Raw genomic sequence first — 21,006 nt, forward strand, 5'->3', positions numbered from 1 at the left:
TCTTCGTGTTTAAAATTAAACCATATTTTAAGCAAATACAGAAGTGTTTTGCACTTTCTCTTTATAGAAAAGTCAGACTAAGCTCGTGTATTGTGCAAAATCTAATAGGTAATTGCACAACGGACGTAGAGTTCAATAGTTTTCGGGTCTGTTCCTGATGTTGGTACAGAGGGAACAAAACTGACCCAGGTAGCCGTCTGTGCATCAACCTGAGTAGAACTCCAATAAAGAGTTGAAGTAAAATTACCAAATCCTAGATTTGCCAACTGCTGTATGGCAGTTAACTGAGCAGAAGCAGGTAAAAACCAACCTGGACCTAAATTTTGACAGGCCGTTGCAGCAGGAGATGGAAAAAGGGGACTCTGACTAAGCATAGCTTGTGTGTTACTAGCCCCATCCGTTGAGCTTGTTGCAGTAGTATTAGCAGCCAATACTTGCCAAGCCGCATTAGTACTCTGATCCACTAAATTTGCAACCGATATTCCGCCGTTAGTGTCAAAAACCAACCCACCATTGTAGAGAAAAGCAATGGCCACGGTAGGAGAGGTTGGCGAAGTGTTGTCGCCACTAACGACTATTCCACCTTGTCCCACATAGGGAGTTGTTGAGCTCAAGTCGATTTGACAACTTTGCCCAGGTGCCAGGTCGTTGCAATTTACATCAATTATTTCTTGAACAGTCAGCCAAGTTCCAGGAGTGCGTATTCGGACGTTGGTCGCATGTGCTGATCCGGGAGCTGAAACATTAGTAATAGTAAATTGGGTGAGCGTTATTTGATCTGCCGTGATAGTAGCAATCGTCGGGCTTACCGATAAAACAGGCAGTGCTGTAGTATTAATTTGTAAGACGGGCGCATTGGTATTAGACCCACTAATGACCACATCCTCAGTGCCTGGAGTCGCTGCAGAAAAAAATCCCAGCTCACAAAACTGACCAGGAGCAAGATCAAAAGGAATAGAATTACAAGGAGCGGTACTTATAGCCGAATCATAAAGAGTAGAGGGATTGGGTTGTATATTCAGTGCAGTTGCTGTTCCCGAAGTATTGGTAACTGTTGTGGTGCCAGAACCATTTACCAAAAGATTGAGAGTCGTTGGCGACAGAGTGATAATCACTTCTGAAACGCTGACTGGAACTAGGACAGTATTCGTATTGGTGCCGCTGATAAAAATTGAGGCCCCAAGCTGCGATGTTGTACTGTTTGAGTTAAACGTTATTGTACAACTAGCACCCGGCGCTAAACTTGCGGGGCAAGTATTACCGCCGGGTGGTATTGTTAGATAGTTCGGAAAAGAAGTAGCAGTTACCCCAAGTGCTGGAAACGAAAATTGCGAAGTATTGGTGATAGTGAGCATAGCACTACTATTGGTAGTCATAGTTAAAGAAGAGGGACTCACAGAAATAGTGGCCTGCTGCACATAAACCTTCACAAATGTAGCATTGGTATTAGTGCCCTGAATCTGAAAATTGATGCCGTTAGGATATAAAGTAGAGCCGGCACTAAAGTTAATAGTGCAGGAACCAAGAGGAGGTAGCGTGCCGCAATTATTAGTCTGAGCGATATTAATTCCAGCTGGAGTAATTATGGTAACCCCTTGTGCTGTAAAATTAGGAGAAAAATTCGTAAGAGTTACTGACCCTTTTCCACCATTAACATAAAGGTGCAATGTACTTGGATTCGCGCCAATCGGTACTAAAGTAGCCGATATAGGAATAATTAACTGATTGGTGTTTGACCCCATAATAGACATCGAAGTCACAGCAGGCACTTGTGAACCAAAATAAATATCACAAGAGGTGGATGGAGGTATATTGACGGGACAGGTGCTAGCAACTACGGAAATTCCAGTGTTAGTAAGAAAACGGGCATTGAAGTGCTGCGCAAAACCAATGGTACTCGTATTCGTCAGAGTTAATTTTCCCAGATTTCCAACTCCAAACGCTACAGCAGTAGGAACTGCGGTCAGGGTGACGGGGACAGTTGGGCCTAAACTTACCTGAATCATATCCGTTGGAGACGGTTGAGAACACAGAAAAGGATCGGGACGATTATCGCCTGGCCCCATTGTTTTGCAAACTTCAGGTCCGGAATTTATCCCACTGTTCGACATTTCAGGGCCAACTAATTGCAAAGTCATAAGGCAAGCTTCGCCCGGTTTTAAGGTGAAAGGAAATCTACAGTGGCCGGGAGATCCTGTGACGATATGGTGAACGCCTGCTATGGGAACTGTCGTTAATTCACGGGTGATCGCGGTGTTGTTAATAACAAAGTATTGAATCAACACGGCACCGTTGGCCGGCATAGTAATCGGTGCCCTGATGACCGGAATGATACTGAATTTAACTTCGCTCGCTTGTACAACTGCAGTCATGATCACTAGGAAAATCGCAATCATCCATTGCCAAAAAAATGAAGCCTTCTTCATATATCCCAATCCTTGAAGGAATCGTATTTTACTTAATTAAGACATGTAAGTAATGCCGAGTTGTAATTCATGGGTACGCAAGTTATTGATATGCGGTCCATTACCAAGTGTTTGTGCAATAGCAGGGCCTAAATTAGACCTTCCCCAATCTGCAAACTCATAACCCAAAGACACACGCCAGTTATCATCAAGCAAGGTTTCTAAGCCGGTACCTAGAGTATAACTAAAGGCTGATCTACTCTTATCGCTAAATGAGGGGGCAGGAATTTCTTGGACTAGTAACGTATTAATCGTAAAACCCGAAGAATGGTTATACCCTACTCCTGCACTACCACTGAGGTAAAGGAATACATCATAAAACTCGGGGTCGTATAACATCTTTCCTTTTACTGCCCCGCGTACATTTCGTACCCCATAGGAATAGGTAAAATTGCCAAAGTCCAGGTTGGAATCTTCATAGACTAGGCCTCGGGTTCTCACTTGCGAAGAGGCACCGACTGTCAAACCGAGTTGCCCGATCACGACGGAGTTGATATTGCCATATAAGCCTAAAAAGAATTCGCCGGTAAATAAGGTATTAGTCCCTCTAGCTGTTGAAACTAATTTGATTGTACGACTCACGGGGAATGGGATATACGACTTGGTGACATTGGGCTGTAGGGTGAGAACTTGCCCTTCCCCTGGCCTTGCCCAGGCTGGACCGACACTGAGAGTGGCAACTACTGGCCAACCGCTTCTATCGTCGTAACTCGAATTTGAATACATGCTTCCCGCGAAAACCTCAGTTGCTAAAACACAACCTAGTAACCCCATCAGCAGTTTTTTTATTGTCATTCTACATCCCAGTATCGATTTCCAAACTCAATGATTTATACCCTATTCAGAAAGTTTTTTCTACGTATCATTCATTTCTTTCAGAGGTGATTTCCATCTTTTATTTAGTCCTTTCAAACTCTGGGAGTTCCCGATTAGTAGGATGATTCCTTAGCGGGAGAGGGATAGAACGGGTTATTGGCCAATGCCGAATCTACTTTCCTGCGGCCTGTTCAATAAACATTCTTTTAAGAGGTGCTAAACCATTACAAATTTTTAACCCCAGACCTCGCAACGCAATAACCGGTGATAATGGATTAGTAAATAAGGATTTTAGCCCATCCATCATGGCAATAATCTGCCAGACAGCGTATTTTCGCTGACGTTGATAAGAACCGAATACTTTTTTCATCGCGTTAAGCGTACTGAGTTTTTCGCTGCATGCTAGCCAAGTGGCAACATCCGCTAATCCGACATTAAGGCCAAGTCCCGCCAGCGGATGAATTGTGTGTGCAGCATCTCCTAACAATAGCCAACGCTCCCCAGTATATTTTTTTGCATGACGCATGATGAGCGGAAACTGATATCGTTTTCCCATGACCTTAACTTTCCCTAAACGACTCGCAAAAGCGGCTTCTAACTCTTGATTAAACGCCTCATCTGAAAGCGTCATGACTCGCTTAGCGTGTGCGGGGCTAGTTGACCAGACAATCGAACACTGCTGCTCCTGAATAAGGGGTAGGAATGCAAGAGGACCATCGGCATTGAATACCTGATAGGCTGTTTGTTGATGCGATTTTTCGGTATGAACAGAGGCAACGACCGCTTGCTGATGATAGGGCCAGGTTGTTAGCGGCACCTGAAGTAATTGTCGGCAGGGCGAATTAGCCCCATCAGCAATCATTAATAATTGTGCTTGCCAATTCGTCTGCCCAGCCGAGACGTGAATGAAATCTTCATTTGTCTCTAGGCCGGTTACCCTGTGGTTTACAAAAAATGCTACCTCTGTTTTTTTCGCGTTCAGCAGCTGCAAAAGCGCCTGCTTGAGAACCGATTCTTCGATGATGGTGCCTAGATGATCACTCGCAATCATGCGGGCATCAAATTGAATATGGGCATCACTCGCGGCATCCCAAACATACATCTGGCGATAAGGAGATACACGCTCAGGGTCTAAATGTGCCCAAACACCTAGTTCTTGTAATAGATCTTGGGACGCTTGATTGATTGCATAAACGCGGGGATCAGGGATTGTTGAATTGGCAGTCAGATTACCCGCATCAATGATTGCTACCGAAAAACCGCGTGACACCATTGCTAAGGCGGCAGTTAAACCAACCACTCCGCCACCAATGACAACTACATCAAATTGCTGACTCATTGAGAATCCTTTTTATGAAGAGGGATGCCACAGACTAAATCAGGAGTGACACCTGCAAAACCGCGAGTGTAATGAGTTAAACCTTGTTTCAAAATTTTAAATTGGTCGACTGCAATTAATCCTAAATTGCGTGAGAAAGCCATTCCGGGTAAACGACTGGTAAAAATTTCTATTAAACCATCCGCAAAGCGAGTGATCGCTGTTTCATCATGCTGACGCATCTGCTGATAATTTTGCAACATTTCTGGCGTTAATCCCTGTTGGATAATGCATTGCGCCAAACTAGCGACATCGCGCAAACCTAAATTAAATCCCTGACCCGCTACAGGATGAAGCGTATGCGCCGCATTGCCCACAAACACCAAAGGCCAGGCGGTTTTTTTCGGCATCGTCACTTGCTTAAGTGGAAAAATCACGCGTTTACCCACCCGAATAAAACGACCTTGGCGATAACCAAAGTTTTTCTGTAAAACGCTTAAAAATTTTTCTTCTTCCAAAGCCATTAAGCGTGCAGCTTCTTCAGGAGGCAAAGCCCAAACTAAGGAAGCACGGTTTTTGGTCATCGGCAATAGTGCTAGCGGCCCCGAAGCGGTAAATCGCTCATAGGCCTGATTATGATGGGATCGCGCTAATCCGATATTCGCAACGATCGCTTGTTGCTGATAATCCTTTACTTTTAGACTAAGCTCACTTAATCGCCTGATGGTGGAATCTGCACCATCCGCAGCAACAATCAGCTTTGCTTTTACCGCACAATCTTCTTTATCCGTAACGATTGTAACCAAATTCTGCTCTTTATTGAGAGCAGTCACGCGAGCGGGTGCTAAAATTTGCTGCTGATCAAGCAATTGATGTAAAGCCCGATTGATATGCTGCATTTCCACAACAAAACCCAAAGGCTTATTCGATTCACCATCGATGGTCGCAGAGCCAAACCGACCTTGCTCAGAGACATGAATGGTTTCAATGGCTGTGGCATCGGTCTGTAATAGTGGCCAAATTTTCAGCATTTCAAGAATACGTATGCTTGCAGGCGACAAAGCGAGAGTACGGGCATCAAAATCCGGACTAATCTTAGCATTCAGCGGATTAATATCCACCAACAGAACCTCATAGCCGGAATTAGCTAGGGCTAGCATCAAGATGGCACCAGTTAATCCGCCGCCCACAATTAGTATATCAACTTGTCGATCAGCCACGTAATAAGGCCTCTATTTCATCAACTTCCACTGGCAAAGCAGCGGTCAAATTTTCATGTCCATCGGCAGTGACTAAAATATCATCTTCGATGCGTACACCAATATTCCACCAACGCTGATCGACCCCATGCATACCAGCACTGATGTACAAACCAGGTTCCACAGTCAGCACCATACCGGCTTCTAGCGGACGCCATTGACCGTCGATTTTGTAGTGGCCTGCATCGTGAACGTCTAGACCTAACCAATGACCTGAGTTATGCATGTAAAAAGGTTTATAAGCCTCGGTAGCAATAAGTTGCTCCACTGCCCCCTTAATTAGGCCAAGCTCGCACAAACCAGCCGTTAAAATCTCTACTATCGTCTGCTGTACTTTATGCCAAAATACACCTGGCTTAATGCAAGCAATTCCTGCTTTCTGAGATTTAAGAACTAGTTCGTAAATCGCTCGTTGCTCTTTGCTAAAATGACCATTAATTGGAAAAGTTCGAGTAATATCCGCCGCATAATTTTCAAACTCGCCCCCGGCATCAATTAAAAGTAGATCGCCGGTACGCAGGGGTTGATTATTTTCTGTGTAATGAAGAATACAAGCATTCGCACCGCCACCAACAATAGGATCATAAGCTACAGCACGACAACCCCGGTAACTAAACTCATAAAGAAGTTCCGCTTCCAGTTGATATTCATTTTCCGCGCGACGGCAAGCTTGCATCGCACGCTTGTGAGCAGCCACCGAAATTTCAGCCGCACGACGCATTAAATCAAGCTCTGCTTCTGATTTAAAGAGGCGCATTTCACTCAACAAAGGTTCAAGATCAGAGAATGATTCGGGTGCCTTAATTCCTTTTCTCATCTGCGCTTTGACTCGTTTCAAGGCTGTAAAAATTTGTTTTTCAATAAAAGGATGACGACCCATTGAAAAATAAACAGCCTTTTTGTTTGCGAATAATTCCGGTAAATAAGTGGCAAAGCTATCAATGGAATAGGCCTCATCGACCTTCATCACTTCACGAGCGCCTTCTTGCCCCAAACGCTTTCCAACCCACTGCTCCTGCGCCAGATCACGTGAGCGATTAAATAAATAAGCTTTAGAGGATTTATCGGTGGTAATAACCAGGATCGCATCCGGCTCGTTAAAACCAGTTAAATAATAAAAATCACTATCCTGACGAAAGCGATAATGAGCATCACCATTGCGCAATACTTCTTTTGCCGCAGGAATAATTGCGATTGCTCCTGGTGGTAATTTTGCGGCTAAAGCCTGCCGTCTGGTTTGATATTCTTGCTGAGTAATCATCTACCACGTCCCTCACTAATCTAAAGAGTTAGCCATCTTTCAAACTTTAATGTGTTTTTTTACTACCGTGTTCACTATTGCTCTCTTTTAAATCGGTATACAAGCGCAAAACCGCCATTCGCGCATATTCACTGACTTCAACCAAAGCTTTTTCATCTTCATCATCCACGTGCAAGGACTCATAGTCTAATTGAGCAAATTCCTGCATATGTTGCATCGCTTCTTGTGACTCTTCTTCTTGGAAACGAGCGGAATGGATACCGGAAATGCTCATGCCTTGGGTAAAACCCTCACACCACTCGCTGAACGCTTGCGCACGTTCAATTAATGGTTCATGGTCCGCAGGTAGCAACATTTCAAAGCCAAAATCAAAATTACTTAATTGATGCTGACTAATAGTATAAACCTCAAAGATGGCCAATGCGGCAGCACGCGTTGATTTATCTTTTTTATTGGAGGCTAATGCGCGTAAATAGGCCTCACCTTCGTAAGCAGCACCGGCACATAAATACCCACACATTATTCCATGCAGTTCGCTACCAGAAAAAGGTAACTCTAAAACCTCAATAATATTGTTAAAATTCTGGTAATCAGGCAAATTGATAGAGGTAGTTTCTAGCGACATAATCAACTCATTAATGCAAATTGCTAATGATAACTGATTTGCTCGGTCATTCCAAAGTTGCTACTATTTGAATAGTACGTCACATTGTATAGGCCATATAACATGACAACAGCAAAAACTTGTTCCATCAAATTGTTGAATAAAACCTACGAAATTAAATGCCCTGAAAATGAGGAGATTAATCTCGAACAGGCTGCCGAAAAGTTGAACGAACAATTAAAGCAAACTAAAAAATTTAAGCAACTGGATGAATTTCAGGCTTTGCTGCTAGCAGCGCTTAATATAAGCCACGAGCTGATTACTTGCCAAAAGCAACAGGAGCAGCAACGTATTCAAGTGAGTAAGTTTATTAGCTCGCTCGAAAACAAAATTCATCAAGCAGTGCATGGGAATCTCGATCAGGATCCACAAACGGATTGAATTCGCATTTCACTTAATCCAGGCACATAGCTTGTTGGAATTACTCTCCAGGTCTGAATCCCATTGAGCTTGTGAAACTGCGGCTCTCATTCTTCTTTCACTCCTGCTGCTAATGAAAAAAAAGCGTAAATTAGCTATTAACTAGTTTCTCTTAAAGACCAAACTGATATACTGCAATTAACCCGACAGCGAGTAATTTGTGAACCAATACTCACACCCAGGGGAGCGTCCTGTAGCCGGCGTTGCGCAAGCCCTCTTAAAGTGGGAAGCCTGAACCGACTCTCAGCCCCCCACCTGAACCAAAAGGGTTCAAAATCTAAACTGTCGGGCTTCCTCCTTAGCTTCAAACGCATTCTCTAAAGTTTTTAACCGTCCTTGATTTAATGCCATTCGTTCAAAAAAACTAATACCTTGAGAATATCCAAGAATTGACCGTCGCTTTTTCAAGGCAGCATTGCATTTAGTATCGGCTGAAAAGGAAAGTTTAGAATGCTTTTCCTGCTTATCGCTGCGGCGATCATAGGTATATTGCTTTAAACAAAAACTATGAAGCGCATCATTTACTAGACTAGCCTCTTTATCATCCAGCTCATCATATTGGTTCTTGATTTCTTCGGAGAATTTCATTGCCGCTAAGTAGGATTTATCCTCCTGAGTACTGAATTGAATATTGAAAAGCTGCTCGGCATAACGCAGAAGCTGGCTATCATTCTTTCCAAGAAGAGCATGACTTCGGCGCCGGAAAACCCAAGAATAGGGATTATTAGGCACTGCAAGGAATTGAAATTTTTCACGAAAATCTAGTATTGGAGGGTTTTCAACTTTTTCTGTGGGGCAACCATTGGAATCTTCTGGGGTTTGCTCATCCAGTTTTTGATGCTCTTGCACATATTTATCTAAGCAAAATAAATAAATTGCCGAACTCACTATTTTCTTCTCTTCTTCGGTTAAAGAGAGAAGCAGTCTATTCGCCGCCCCAGCAAAGTTCAAAGCCTCAGTGTAGGATTGATCTTCACGGGTAGTAAAATCGGTCTCTAAGAACTCCAAAGTCATCTCTATATTTTTTAGAGAAGCCTGCAAATTGCAATTCTCATGTCGGGCATAATGAACAAAAGCATAGATCCAGCGCTGTTCCTTCACGGCATGTAAAAACGCCATAGGTGAGGAGATTGGTAATTCTTTTATCCTCTCTAAATCAAGCTCTTTTATTGCTCTGGTATCAAACGCTTTTTGTTTTTTAAAAAATTCTTGGCTCTCTAAAATACGAGTGGATAAATAGTTAAGAATGGCCTTTTCGGAACGTCTTTCTTCATCCGTAGTTTCGAAGCGAAAATAGATGAGATGAGGTAATAATCTTAATTGCTCGACCGTGCAGTAGTGAAAAATTAAATAATAAATGGAGGCTAATAGAACCACGCTTTCTTTTAATCGATGCGTCTGTTGTGGCAATGGGTTTTCAGGTAGATAACTTATTGGGTAATTACTAAGATCCGCTCCCTCAGCATATTTAATGACTCGACCGCATTGCTTTAAAAGACCTAAAAACTGATTCGCACTGATAGTTCCTGCACTCTCATACTCTTCCTCCAGGGCCGCGAACAACCTTGGATGGTGGTAATTTGCGACTAAAAAAGTTCTCTTAATTAACTTGCCAATTTCCAGCGATTTTTGTTTTTGCCCTTCCTCGACCCGCTTTATCTGTTGTTGCAAAGCCCGTATTTTGCTTAGCCTTACCTCTGGTTCATTCTGCATGTCTAAATCAGTTTCTGAGGGCAGCTTAGCTAATTTTCTTTCTCCTTGCTGCAGATTTTCACTCTCAGATTTCTCAAGCTGAAATCGTAATTTGTCCAAAAGCAATTCATCTTCTAATAATTCATTTTGTAAATCTTCAACCTCACTCAGCGTTGTCTTATCAGGAATTTTGGACAAACGACGCTGCAGCTCAATCCAGGGATCCACTTCAATGCCTGCTTGCCATTTTTCATGGGGTAAATTTTTGACTACCCAAGCCCAAAATTCATCAAGAATAAAAACCAATGGGGCTCTTAATTGAACAGTTACCTTATCATTATCATTAAGCTCAGACACTAAGCTTTCTAATTTCTTAAACAAAGCCAGTAATTCAGGCGAAGTAGTATTTGATGCAACTCTCCCTCTCAATTCAGTCAAAATCCTTTTTAACTCGCCTATTTTCATCTATTTTCTCCATGTCCATGATTAGAATAACTAACTTACCACGGTAAATTATTCGGTTCAAATTTTGATCATGAAAACCCATGATCTAGCTGTTTGATTTAGTTTTGGCAATTATGACGTATTAAACCGAGCTGGACATCATTGCTCAGAATCCTTGCGCAGGAGAGAGTTGGGAGAGGAGAAAACCAGGTCTCGATATTAGAGCGCGTCGCCTAATTTGAGTTGCTCTTTTAGCATTAAAAATTCGTCGCGCACTTTTGCAGCCTGCTCAAATTCCATATTTTTTGCATGCTCATGCATTCGTTTTTCTAAAATTTTTATTTGTTTAATTAATTGATCAGGGGGCATTGTTTGATAAATCGCCGAACGCTCAGCGACTTGTAATTTACCGCGTCGTGTACTGTAAGCACCTTCCATGATATCAGTAATCGATTTTTTAATTCCTTTAGGAGTAATTCCATGTTTATCGTTAAATTCGGTTTGTTTACTACGACGTCGATCCGTTTCATCGATAGCACGCTGCATGGAGCCAGTCATGCGATCCGCATAAAGAATTGCACGTCCATTGACATTACGCGCCGCTCTGCCAATCGTTTGAATTAACGAGCGATCAGAACGTAAAAATCCTTCTTTATCCGCATCAAGAATGGCAACCAAAGCGACCTCAGGCATATCCAAACCTTCACGCAATAAGTTAATACCCACTAAGACGTCAAATTCTCCCAGGCGTAAATCTCTAATAATTTCGACACGCTCAACCGTATCAATATCCGCGTGCAGGTAGCGGACTTTGATGCCATGTTCTCGCAAATAATCGGTTAAATCCTCAGCCATTCGTTTAGTTAAAGTGGTAATCAATATTCGTTCGCCCTGTGCAGTCACCAGACGAATCTCAGACATCAAATCATCAACTTGGTTTTTGACAGGCCTTATTATGACTTGTGGATCGATTAATCCGGTGGGGCGAACCACCTGCTCGGCTATATTATCACTGTGCTCGAGCTCATAAGGTCCGGGGGTAGCAGAAACGTAAATCGTTTGCGGCGAGCGCTCAGCAAATTCTTCAAAGCGCAGGGGACGATTATCTAGCGCCGAGGGAAGGCGAAAACCGTACTGCACCAAGGTTTCTTTGCGCGCTCTATCTCCGCGATACATTCCTCCAATTTGCGGCACCGTCACATGCGACTCATCAATAATCAGCAAAGCCTCTGGAGGTAAATAATCAAATAAAGTGGGCGGTGGCTCGCCAGTATTTCGACCCGATAAGTAGCGGGAATAATTTTCAATCCCTGAGCAATAACCCAATTCCAACATCATTTCGATATCAAAACAGGTGCGTTGTTGCAAACGCTGGACTTCCAATAATTTATTTTCTTCCGTGAGTTCAGTCAGCCTTTCTTGCAACTCCACTTTGACCAAATCGATGGTTTGTAAAATTCGTTCGCGAGGCGTCACATAGTGCGTTTTGGGGAAAATCGTTACTCGCGGTAATCGTTGTAATACTTCCCCCGTTAGAGGATCAAAACGAGCAATATTCTCAACTTCATCATCAAAAAGTTCGATGCGAATAGCCTCTTTCTCGGAATCGGCAGGGAAAATATCAATCACATCGCCATGAACGCGAAATTGTCCCCTCTCTAAGGATTGCTGACTGCGGATGTATTGCATTTCAGCAAGTCGCCTTAGAATTTTACGTTGATCGGATTGTTCTCCGCGGGAAAGATGTAATAACATACGGAGGTAAGAATCGGGATCACCCAAGCCATAAATAGCTGAGACTGTCGCTACAATGATAGCGTCCCGCCGTTCAATCAGCGCTTTAGTCGCTGATAAGCGCATTTGTTCAATATGCTCATTAATGGAAGCGTCTTTTTCGATGAAAGTATCTGAAGCCGGAACATAAGCCTCAGGTTGATAATAATCATAATAAGAGACGAAATATTCCACGGCATTGTCTGGAAAATAGGTCTTGAATTCGCCATAAAGCTGGGCCGCCAACGTTTTATTGGGAGCCATGATAAGTGTTGGCCTTTTCATCGCCTGAATGACATGCGCAATGGTGTAAGTTTTACCCGAGCCGGTAACGCCTAAAAGGATTTGGCGCGCTAACCCGGACTCCACGCCGTCTATTAGCGAAGCTATTGCAGTTGGCTGATCACCGGCGGGTTGATAATTTGAGTAAACTTTGAATACGTTTTTCATAATATAAACTATAACCGATCAATAAGGTGTTATGATAGCTTTCGCAGCATTAATTGGTCAAAAAAATAGCATAGGAGCTTAAAAATGGATATCACATTGGCAGAGCGAATCCACCAGGTTAAACCATCCCCAACCCTAGCCGTAGCAGCCAAAGCTGCAAAAATGCGCGCAGAAGGCTTAGATATTATTGGACTAGGAACTGGTGAGCCGGATTTTGATACCCCTAACCACATTAAACAAGCAGCTATTGCGGCAATTGATGCTGGTTTTACCAAATATACAGCAGTTGATGGCATTCCCGAATTAAAACAAGCGATTAAAGACAAATTCAAGCGCGAGAATGATCTGGATTATCAATTAAACCAAATCTTAGTTTCAGTGGGCGGCAAACAGAGTTTTTATAACCTCTGCCAAGCCTTCATTAATGACGGCGATGAAGTGTTAATTCCTGCTCCTTATTGGGTATCTTATCCCGATATGGTCCTATTAGCTGGCGGTGAACCGGTCATTATCCCTTCAACACCAGCCACTCGCTACAAAATATCACCGGCGCAACTCGCTAAAGCAATTACGCCGAAAACTAAGTTGATCGTGTTAAATAGCCCTTCTAATCCATCTGGTATTGCTTACACTTTTGAAGAATTGCGGGGTCTTGCTGAAGTGTTAAAACAACACCCCAATGTATTAATCGCTACTGATGACATGTATGAGCATATTCTTTGGACCATGCCTTTTGCTAATATTTTAAACGCTTGTCCTGAGCTCTATCCACAAACGATTGTTTTAAATGGTGTTTCTAAAGCCTACGCTATGACTGGCTGGCGCATTGGTTATGCAGCAGGTCCTGCTAAATTAATTGATGCCATGAAAACCGTACAATCTCAATCAACCTCAAACCCTTGCTCAATTGCTCAAAAAGCGGCTGTTACTGCGTTGAATGGGGGATTAGAGTCAGTAGAAATGATGGTTAATGCGTTTCATCAACGCCATGATTATATTGTTGAGCGTTTAAATGACATGCCAGGCATCGAAGTCATTCCTGCTGATGGAACCTTCTATCTTTTCCCTAATGTGCAACCCATCATCGAAAGACGTGGTTTTGCCAACGACATGGAATTTGCAGAAAGACTTTTACAAGAAGTCGGCGTCGCTTTAGTACCCGGCTCCGCTTTTGGTAACGAAGGCTGTATCCGCCTCTCTTTTGCGACAAGCATGGAAATTCTGCAAGACGCAATGGCTCGTTTACAGCGCTTTTGCAAATAAAATTATCTTATAGGGGAAAAAGAAAAAATTTATTTTTATTTCCCCTTGACCCATCCGCGGAATCCATTTAAGATTTCGCCTCATTCCCCGGTAGCTCAGTCGGTAGAGCGGATGACTGTTAATCATTAGGTCACAAGTTCGAGTCTTGTCCGGGGAGCCAAATCCAGCCTGGGTTTTGGCGAATCACACCGAAGTTCTGAAATTTTCATGTAGAAACAATGTAGAAAGTTGACGCGTTAAACACCCCCTAAAAACCTCTTTGTCCGTTTTAATTCAAAACAACTGAAAAAAGCTTTTAGCTGGAATTACGATGAAAAATAGTAAGCATCAGTCCGTAACCCAATTTATCTTTAACATCGTCAAGCCCTATAAAGGCTATCTTGCTATTTTTGCTTTTGTAGCGCTATTTTGGGCAATCACGAATACGCTGCAACCTTATATCCTTAAAATCATTATCGATAAGGTAGCTGGATTTCAAGGGGATAAGGTTTCTGCCTTTGCCACTATTCAACCGTATATTTTTCTCTACATCGTTCTATGGATAATTTTATGCTTGGACATGCGATTGTTGGATTGGGCAAAACTCAAATTGTTTCCCAGTCTTAGACAAGATGCTATGTCAAAGATGTTTGCTTATTTAAATCAGCACTCTCACCCTTATTTCCAAAATAACTTCGCAGGAAGTTTGATTAACAAGATTGTCGATATGCAAGGAGGGATTGTTGATATTCTCACTATCCTTGTCCTATGACATACCGACTATAAAATATAACCGCTTAAATTATATAATTATAAAAAGTTTATATTTTCTTGAGAAATTCTAGGAATCCTCGAATATTTCTAGTTAAATTAAACCCAAGTTTAACTTTATGCTATAATATCTAGTATGACTAGAAATAACGAATCCAAAATAAACCATTTTATGGTTACAGCACCCTCCGGTGTAGTATTAACTGCCGCATGGCTTGAAGAGCATGGCGTATCTTCCAAGCTGGCTTGGTGGTATGTCCACTCAGGTTTATTGGAAAAACTTGGAACTAATGCTTACAAAAAAGCAGGCGATCTCATCACTTGGGCAGGCGCAATCAATGCGTTGCAAACACAGCTGGCAGCTCCAATCCATCTAGGAGCAAAAACTGCTTTACATTTATTAGGATTAGGACATTTTGTATCTATGCAAAGCATGCAACACATCATGCTATTTGCACCTACAACTATCAAAATACCAAAATGGTTGTTAGCTAATACATGGGACGCAGAGATTGAAATATACAAATCATCATTATTTTCTAATGACCAAGGATTAGTAGAGCGGTCTATCAATGGCCTAAACTTAAAAATATCCAGCCCTGAAAGAGCAGCGCTTGAATTACTTTATTTATATCCTCAGCATCAATCACTGAATGAGATAACCTACTTAATAGAAAACCTAACTCAATTAAGACCTAAAGTAATCCAAGCATTACTAGAGGACTGTCATTCAATCAAAGTAAAAAGGCTTTTCTTGCATTTATGTGAACAATTTAATCATCCTTGGTTTTCCAGTCTGGATTTAACAAAAATAGATTTGGGCAAAGGTAAGCGAGTATTAGCTAAAGGCGGCAAATATTTTCCTAAATATAAGCTGTCTTTACCTGAAGTAAAGGAGTAATGCATTGAGTTTTCAAGACGTTTACAAAAATCAGGTGGCTTTATTGCTCGAAGTCTTACCTGTACTTAATGATTTTAAATGTTTCGCTTTAAAAGGTGGTACAGCGATTAATTTATTCATCCATGATATGCCCAGATTAAGCGTTGATATCGACCTGACTTATTTACCCATCGAAAGCAGAGATATTTTTCTTACAAATATCGAAGCCGAACTATTAAAAATGAAACAAACGATCGAAAAATTAGGTGTGGCGGTGAAAACCGTACCCATGAAAAATGGTTCCATATCCAAACTACAGGTTTACTCCAATAATGGCATGATCAAGATTGAACCCAATTTTGTCCTCAGAGGTTCTGTATTTCCTTGTGAAGAAAAAGAGCTATGCGACAAAGCACAGGATCAATTTTTAAAATATATGCGCGTTAAAACATTATCTCTTGCTGATTTGTACGGTGGTAAAATATGCGCGGCCTTGGATAGATATCACCCTCGTGATCTGCTTGATATAAAACTCTTATTAGAAAATCAGGGGTTAACCGAAACCGTCCGGCAGGCGTTCATTGTTTATCTTGCCAGTGGTTCAAGGCCTATGCATGAACTTCTTGAACCGAGAATCACTGAAGCATCACAAAAGGAATTTGGAAACACTTTTCAAAATGAGTTTTCTGGCATGACTACCATTCCTACCACACACAAAGAATTAAAAGACATTAGGTCGCACTTACCGAAACGACTACTGAATTCTTTTACTGAAAATGAAAGGATTTTTTTAATTCAATTGAAGTCTGGCAATCCTGATTGGTCATTATTACCTATAGATGGCATTGAGAATCTTCCCGGTATTCAATGGAAACTACAAAACATCAACAAAATTCCTGAAGAGAAAAGAATAGAGCAGCTTCACAAATTAAGACGAGTTTTAGACGTCTAAAAAGTAATTGATTTCGCAGGGCTCTCATGGGAAACTACCACCCAAATAATGGCAACAAATGGTAACGAGTAGTAATAATAAGCTTGTTTATAAGTGCTTGGTTTTATTTTGGACTATACCGTTAAAGATGGCGCATCATAACTGACGTTTCACTTCAAAAAAGCTTTTACGCTCAAAAATCAAAGGAAGGATGACCGGAGGATACTATACAAAGTAACGCAATGTAATCATTGAATTTTCAAGTCTAGAATATAATACGACAGGTTACGAAAATACTTGGATTTTTACGCTTATAGCTTGCAAATATAGAAAAAATTAAATAATACACATGATGTTAAAGAGAGTTCTATGCAAATAAATGTTACAGATGGAAGTGTTGTCGAATTAGCTGCTGAAGCGAATGGTTTTGATTTGATACGCCAGATCAAAAAATCTCTCAATGGTCATCAAGCGCTAGCACTTAAAGTAAATGGTATACCGAAGGATCTTAATATTGAACTCCAAGATGGAGATAATATTCAAGTTCTAACTTTTGACGACCCTGAAGGAAAAGAAATATTCTGGCACTCTTCAGCACACATTCTTGCTCAAGCGATAACTCGTTTATACCCAGAAGCAAAACCAACAATAGGACCCGCTATTGAGTCTGGTTTTTATTATGACTTTGCTGATTTATCGATTTCCGCTGATGATTTTCCCAAGGTCGAAGCAGAAGTTCAAAAAATTGTTCAAGAACGAATTGAACCCCAACGTATTGAATATTCTGGTAAAGAAGAGGCAAAAAAAATATTTGCCAATAATAGATTTAAAATGGAAATGATTGAAAATCTAGATGAAGGTTTAAGCGCCTACTCTCAAAATGATTTTATTGATTTATGTCGAGGCCCTCATATTCCTCATTTTGGTATAGTACAAGCATTTAAGCTTATGAAAACTTCTGGAGCCTATTGGCGTGCTGATAAAAATAATCCTCAACTCACACGGATTTATGGTATTTCGTTTCCAGATAAAAAATTACTAAAATCGCATTTGAATTTCTTAGAAGAAGCAGCCAAGCGTGATCATCGCGTTATAGGTAAACAGCTCGGTTTATTTTCCTTCCATAAGGAAGGTCCTGGTATGCCATTCATTCATCCCAAAGGTATGATTATCTGGAATGAACTTATGTCGTATTGGCAGGAACAACATAATAAAGAGGGCTACAAACAAATTAAAACACCGATACTTATGTCTCATGAATTGTGGGAAACATCTGGGCATTGGGATTTTTATCGGGAAAATATGTACCTTAGCGTAGTCGATGAAAAAACAAGTGTATTAAAGCCTATGAATTGCCCGGGCGGCATGTTGTTTTATAAGGAAGATATTTATTCTTATCGACAACTGCCTTTACGTATCGCTGAAGTAGGAGTTGTACATCGGCATGAGTTTAGTGGTGCTCTGTCAGGATTGTTCCGAGTTCGTTGTTTTCATCAAGATGATGCTCACATTTTTATGAAGCCTACTGATATTTCTGATGAAATTCATAAGGTTTTATCATTGGCAACATCCATGTATAAGTTATTTGGATTAGATTATCACTTGGAGCTATCCACTCGACCTGAACAATCTATCGGAAGTGATGAACAATGGCAATTAGCAACAGATGGCTTAATTGAATCATTAACTCGTTGTGGCTATACCTATAAGCTTAATGAAGGCGATGGTGCTTTCTATGGGCCGAAAATTGATATCCATATCAGAGATGCCATTGGTAGAACCTGGCAATGTGGGACTATCCAATTAGACTTAAATTTACCTGAGCGATTCGACTTAAGTTACATTGATGCGAATGGTGAAAAACAACGCCCAGTGATGATTCATCGTGTAGTCTATGGTTCAATAGAACGTTTTTTTGGCATTCTTATTGAGCATTACGCTGGTAAATTTCCACTTTGGCTAGCGCCTGTTCAAGTAGTAATATTGCCTATCGCGGAAAATCATCATGATTATGCTCAGAACGTATTAGAACAATTTATAAAGGCTGGATTACGAGCTGAGGTAGATTTTGATAATGAATCAATTAATAAAAAAGTACGTAAAGCTCAACTTCAACAAATTAATTATATTATTGTGGTTGGAGATAAAGAGTTAGCTGAAGGTACTCTAAGTGTACGAGCAGCCAATAATCTTATTGGCACGAAATCTGTCGCTGAAGTAATTCATAGCTTAAATGACGAGTATCAAAGCCGCTCGCCACGACGCAATATAGTTTAATGGTAATTAGGATGTTGTATGGAAAATAATATGCAAACAATTGAAGAAAATAAAGCAAGGATATGGTACATAGGACAATGTCATTGCGCTAATATCAAATTTGAAGCCTCTGCTACTCGTAATTTAACAATTACTCTTTGTAATTGTGGTATCTGTTTCAAATCGGGCCATCAGGAATTGATGGTTAAAGAAGAGCACTTTAAACTTCATTGTGGCCAAGAATTTCTAAAACCTTATCGATTCGGAAATTGCATTGCTGATCATACATTCTGTGTCGTATGCGGAATAATGCCATTCTATAGACCACGCTCTCATCCAACTGGATATTTTAGTGTCAATGCTCGATGTCTTGACTTAAACCAGGCAGAACATATTGAATATGTAGAATTCGATGGTCAAAATTGGGAAGAAAGTATAGCTGCTGGCAAGCACAAACTGACAGAATAGCTCTAATGAACGATGATGAATTAGAGGGACAACAACCTAATCCAGAAAGGACTACTCAAGAAAGTTGGCAATTCGCTAATCCGCCTGTCTACCGGGGATCAACTGTTCTTTTCGACAGCTATAAAGTGATGTGCGATGAAAAGACACCCTATGTCTATGGAAGATGGGGGACTCCAACTTCAGATGCTTTTTGTAAAGCTATAAATTTTTTAGAAGGCGGTGTAGGCGCCATTGTAACTTGCTCTGGACTAGCTGCCATAACCACCGCACTCATCACAATTGCTTATCCTGGCTCGCATATATTAATTGACGAATCGTCTTTTCCAGCCACGCTACGGTTTTGTGATGAAGTGCTTACAAAATTTGGTGTAGTAATAGAAAAATTTTCAGGAACAGATATAAAAGAAATCAATGAAAAAATTTTGCCAGACACTGTTTTAGTATATGTTGATTTTCCGGGGAACTATGGGGCAAATATTTATGACTTATCTAAAATTAAAAAGAAATCAGCTAAGACATATATTTTAGTTGATAATACTTGGGCAACTCCCTTATTTTTCAATCCCTTAAAATATGGCGCAGATATTGTAGTTCATAGTACCTCTAAATATATTGCCGGGCATTCAGACTCTATCATGGGCTGTATTGTAGTGGCTCACACGGATTTGTTCCAAAGAATTCAAAATACAAGCAGAGCCTTGGGTCAATATGCTAGTGCTGATGATTTAAACCTTGCTCTCAGAGGGCTTAAAACTCTCGAAATAAGGATAAGACAGCATTTTGATAGTGCGTTACAAATTGCAGCTTGGTTAACAACTCATTCGGCAATTGAAAAAGTTTTTTATGCTGCTTTGCCATCAGATAAAAGCTATCCGGTTTGGAGTGAGCAATTTAAAGGGGCAGGAGGTGTGCTAACCTTTTTCTTTAAAAAGGAATTTGAAAAAAATGTGCCTGATTTCTTAAATAATTTAAAATTAATAAAACTAGGATGGGGCTGGGGTGGGTATGAAACGTTAGCCTCTGCTTCTACAATAAATTTTGGTGAGTGCTCAGGAAGAATTGCCGTTCGATTAAGTGTTGGTCTAGAGCCAACACTTAACCTCCTGAAAGATTTAGAATTAAGTTTGCAAACATTATAATAAGAGATCGGCTCCATTAATGTCGATGGTAGCCCCATTAATATATGAAGATTGATCTGATGCAAGAAAAGAAATTAAATTATAGATATCATCAGTCGTGCCTAATCGCCTCATTGGAATTTTTTCTGATTCCATATTAATTTTTTCTGCTGTTGCTGATTTTCGCAACAATTCCGTATCAATTGTACCTGGGGCAATCGCATTAATATTAATGTTATATGGAGCATACTCAAAAGCAGCATGACGAGTGAGTCCTAAAATACCTGCTTTAGCAGTGGTATAATGTGCGCCTGCGAAAGTGCTAATAGAGCGGCCAGCAGATGAGGAAACATTTATAATTTTTCCATATTTATTTGCTTTCATATGTGGTAACACAGCACGCATACAATAAAAAACACTATTTAAATCGATACAAATCGTACTATTCCACTCCTCATCATCAATAAGCTCCAAAGGTCGAGTTAACGGAGCAACGGCAGCATTATTGATTAAGATATCTATTTTATTAAATTTCTCTAAGGCTAACTCAACTAATTTACTACACTCAGTTGAGTTAGCAATATCCCCAGGAGCGGCTATAATTGCCGTATTAAAAGACTTGATATTTTTTGTTATCTCTCTTAATCGAGAATCATTGATATCATTGAGTACTAAATTTGCGCCATTTTTAGCAAAATTAATTGCGGCTTGGCAACCAATTCCGCTTCCCGCTCCTGTAATTACGACTACTTTATCGGTAAATAAATTCATTTTCTCT

General features: G+C 40.8%; 16 protein-coding genes, 1 tRNA gene and 1 other RNA gene. 10 read left to right on the forward strand and 8 right to left on the reverse strand.

The window, feature by feature from the left end; genetic code table 11:
- Positions 1–101 precede the first annotated feature (101 nt).
- The 6 genes from Ldro_RS08895 to Ldro_RS08920 all read right to left on the reverse strand — a co-directional run bounded on the left by Ldro_RS08895 (position 102) and on the right by Ldro_RS08920 (position 7,744).
- Positions 102–2,426: a hypothetical protein gene (locus tag Ldro_RS08895; RefSeq protein ID WP_058496031.1), complete on the reverse strand. Its 2,325-nt coding sequence runs from the start codon at positions 2,424–2,426 to the stop codon at positions 102–104.
- A 36-nt stretch (positions 2,427–2,462) separates the two neighbouring features.
- Entirely contained in the window at positions 2,463–3,260 is a 798-nt protein-coding gene (locus Ldro_RS08900; protein ID WP_058496032.1) for an outer membrane protein, read from the reverse strand.
- Between the two features lie 193 nt (positions 3,261–3,453).
- Positions 3,454–4,620 carry a UbiH/UbiF/VisC/COQ6 family ubiquinone biosynthesis hydroxylase gene (locus tag Ldro_RS08905; RefSeq protein WP_058496033.1) on the reverse strand — a complete coding sequence of 389 codons (1,167 nt, stop codon included), beginning with the start codon at positions 4,618–4,620 and terminating at the stop codon, positions 3,454–3,456.
- Complete coding sequence (ubiH, locus tag Ldro_RS08910) at positions 4,617–5,819, reverse strand: 2-octaprenyl-6-methoxyphenyl hydroxylase (protein ID WP_058496034.1); 1,203 nt, start codon at positions 5,817–5,819, stop codon at positions 4,617–4,619. Before ubiH ends, Ldro_RS08905 begins: the two co-directional genes overlap by 4 nt.
- Complete coding sequence (pepP, locus tag Ldro_RS08915; RefSeq protein WP_058496035.1) at positions 5,812–7,119, reverse strand: Xaa-Pro aminopeptidase; 1,308 nt, start codon at positions 7,117–7,119, stop codon at positions 5,812–5,814. The genes ubiH and pepP overlap by 8 nt, the downstream gene beginning before the upstream one ends.
- Before the next feature lie 46 nt (positions 7,120–7,165).
- Positions 7,166–7,744: a UPF0149 family protein gene (locus Ldro_RS08920; RefSeq protein ID WP_058496036.1), complete on the reverse strand. Its 579-nt coding sequence runs from the start codon at positions 7,742–7,744 to the stop codon at positions 7,166–7,168.
- Between the two features lie 102 nt (positions 7,745–7,846).
- Here Ldro_RS08920 and Ldro_RS08925 point away from each other — a divergent pair, with 102 nt between their 5' ends.
- Positions 7,847–8,164 (forward strand): cell division protein ZapA, encoded by a 318-nt coding sequence (locus Ldro_RS08925; protein ID WP_058496037.1) that lies wholly within the window; start codon positions 7,847–7,849, stop codon positions 8,162–8,164.
- Positions 8,165–8,340: 176 nt separating this feature from the next.
- A non-coding RNA gene (gene ssrS / locus Ldro_RS15920) (6S RNA) lies at positions 8,341–8,499 on the forward strand.
- Between the two features lie 2,059 nt (positions 8,500–10,558).
- Here ssrS and uvrB read toward each other — a convergent pair.
- Positions 10,559–12,562 carry an excinuclease ABC subunit UvrB gene (gene uvrB / locus Ldro_RS08935; protein ID WP_058496039.1) on the reverse strand — a complete coding sequence of 668 codons (2,004 nt, stop codon included), beginning with the start codon at positions 12,560–12,562 and terminating at the stop codon, positions 10,559–10,561.
- An 84-nt stretch (positions 12,563–12,646) separates the two neighbouring features.
- Between uvrB and Ldro_RS08940 the strand changes: the two genes are divergently transcribed.
- The 8 genes from Ldro_RS08940 to Ldro_RS08975 all read left to right on the forward strand — a co-directional run bounded on the left by Ldro_RS08940 (position 12,647) and on the right by Ldro_RS08975 (position 20,249).
- Entirely contained in the window at positions 12,647–13,825 is a 1,179-nt protein-coding gene (locus tag Ldro_RS08940) for a pyridoxal phosphate-dependent aminotransferase (protein WP_058496040.1), read from the forward strand.
- Positions 13,826–13,909: 84 nt separating this feature from the next.
- A tRNA-Asn gene (locus Ldro_RS08945) sits at positions 13,910–13,985 on the forward strand.
- A gap of 150 nt (positions 13,986–14,135) precedes the next feature.
- Entirely contained in the window at positions 14,136–14,576 is a 441-nt protein-coding gene (locus tag Ldro_RS08950) for an ABC transporter ATP-binding protein (RefSeq protein WP_058496041.1), read from the forward strand.
- A gap of 135 nt (positions 14,577–14,711) precedes the next feature.
- Positions 14,712–15,476: a type IV toxin-antitoxin system AbiEi family antitoxin gene (locus tag Ldro_RS08955; RefSeq protein ID WP_058496042.1), complete on the forward strand. Its 765-nt coding sequence runs from the start codon at positions 14,712–14,714 to the stop codon at positions 15,474–15,476.
- 4 nt (positions 15,477–15,480) lie between these two features.
- Positions 15,481–16,407, forward strand: a complete 927-nt coding sequence (locus Ldro_RS08960) for a nucleotidyl transferase AbiEii/AbiGii toxin family protein (protein WP_058496043.1) — start codon at positions 15,481–15,483, stop codon at positions 16,405–16,407.
- A 348-nt stretch (positions 16,408–16,755) separates the two neighbouring features.
- Complete coding sequence (thrS, locus tag Ldro_RS08965) at positions 16,756–18,663, forward strand: threonine--tRNA ligase (protein WP_058496044.1); 1,908 nt, start codon at positions 16,756–16,758, stop codon at positions 18,661–18,663.
- An 18-nt stretch (positions 18,664–18,681) separates the two neighbouring features.
- Positions 18,682–19,110 carry a GFA family protein gene (locus Ldro_RS08970; RefSeq protein WP_083497921.1) on the forward strand — a complete coding sequence of 143 codons (429 nt, stop codon included), beginning with the start codon at positions 18,682–18,684 and terminating at the stop codon, positions 19,108–19,110.
- A gap of 5 nt (positions 19,111–19,115) precedes the next feature.
- Positions 19,116–20,249 carry a trans-sulfuration enzyme family protein gene (locus Ldro_RS08975; RefSeq protein WP_058496045.1) on the forward strand — a complete coding sequence of 378 codons (1,134 nt, stop codon included), beginning with the start codon at positions 19,116–19,118 and terminating at the stop codon, positions 20,247–20,249.
- Here the strand turns inward: Ldro_RS08975 and Ldro_RS08980 are convergent.
- Positions 20,244–20,999 (reverse strand): SDR family NAD(P)-dependent oxidoreductase, encoded by a 756-nt coding sequence (locus tag Ldro_RS08980; protein ID WP_058496046.1) that lies wholly within the window; start codon positions 20,997–20,999, stop codon positions 20,244–20,246. The genes Ldro_RS08975 and Ldro_RS08980 overlap by 6 nt on opposite strands.
- Positions 21,000–21,006 lie beyond the last annotated feature (7 nt).

This window comes from Legionella drozanskii LLAP-1 (genome assembly GCF_001467585.1).
Lineage (GTDB): Bacteria > Pseudomonadota > Gammaproteobacteria > Legionellales > Legionellaceae > Tatlockia > Tatlockia drozanskii.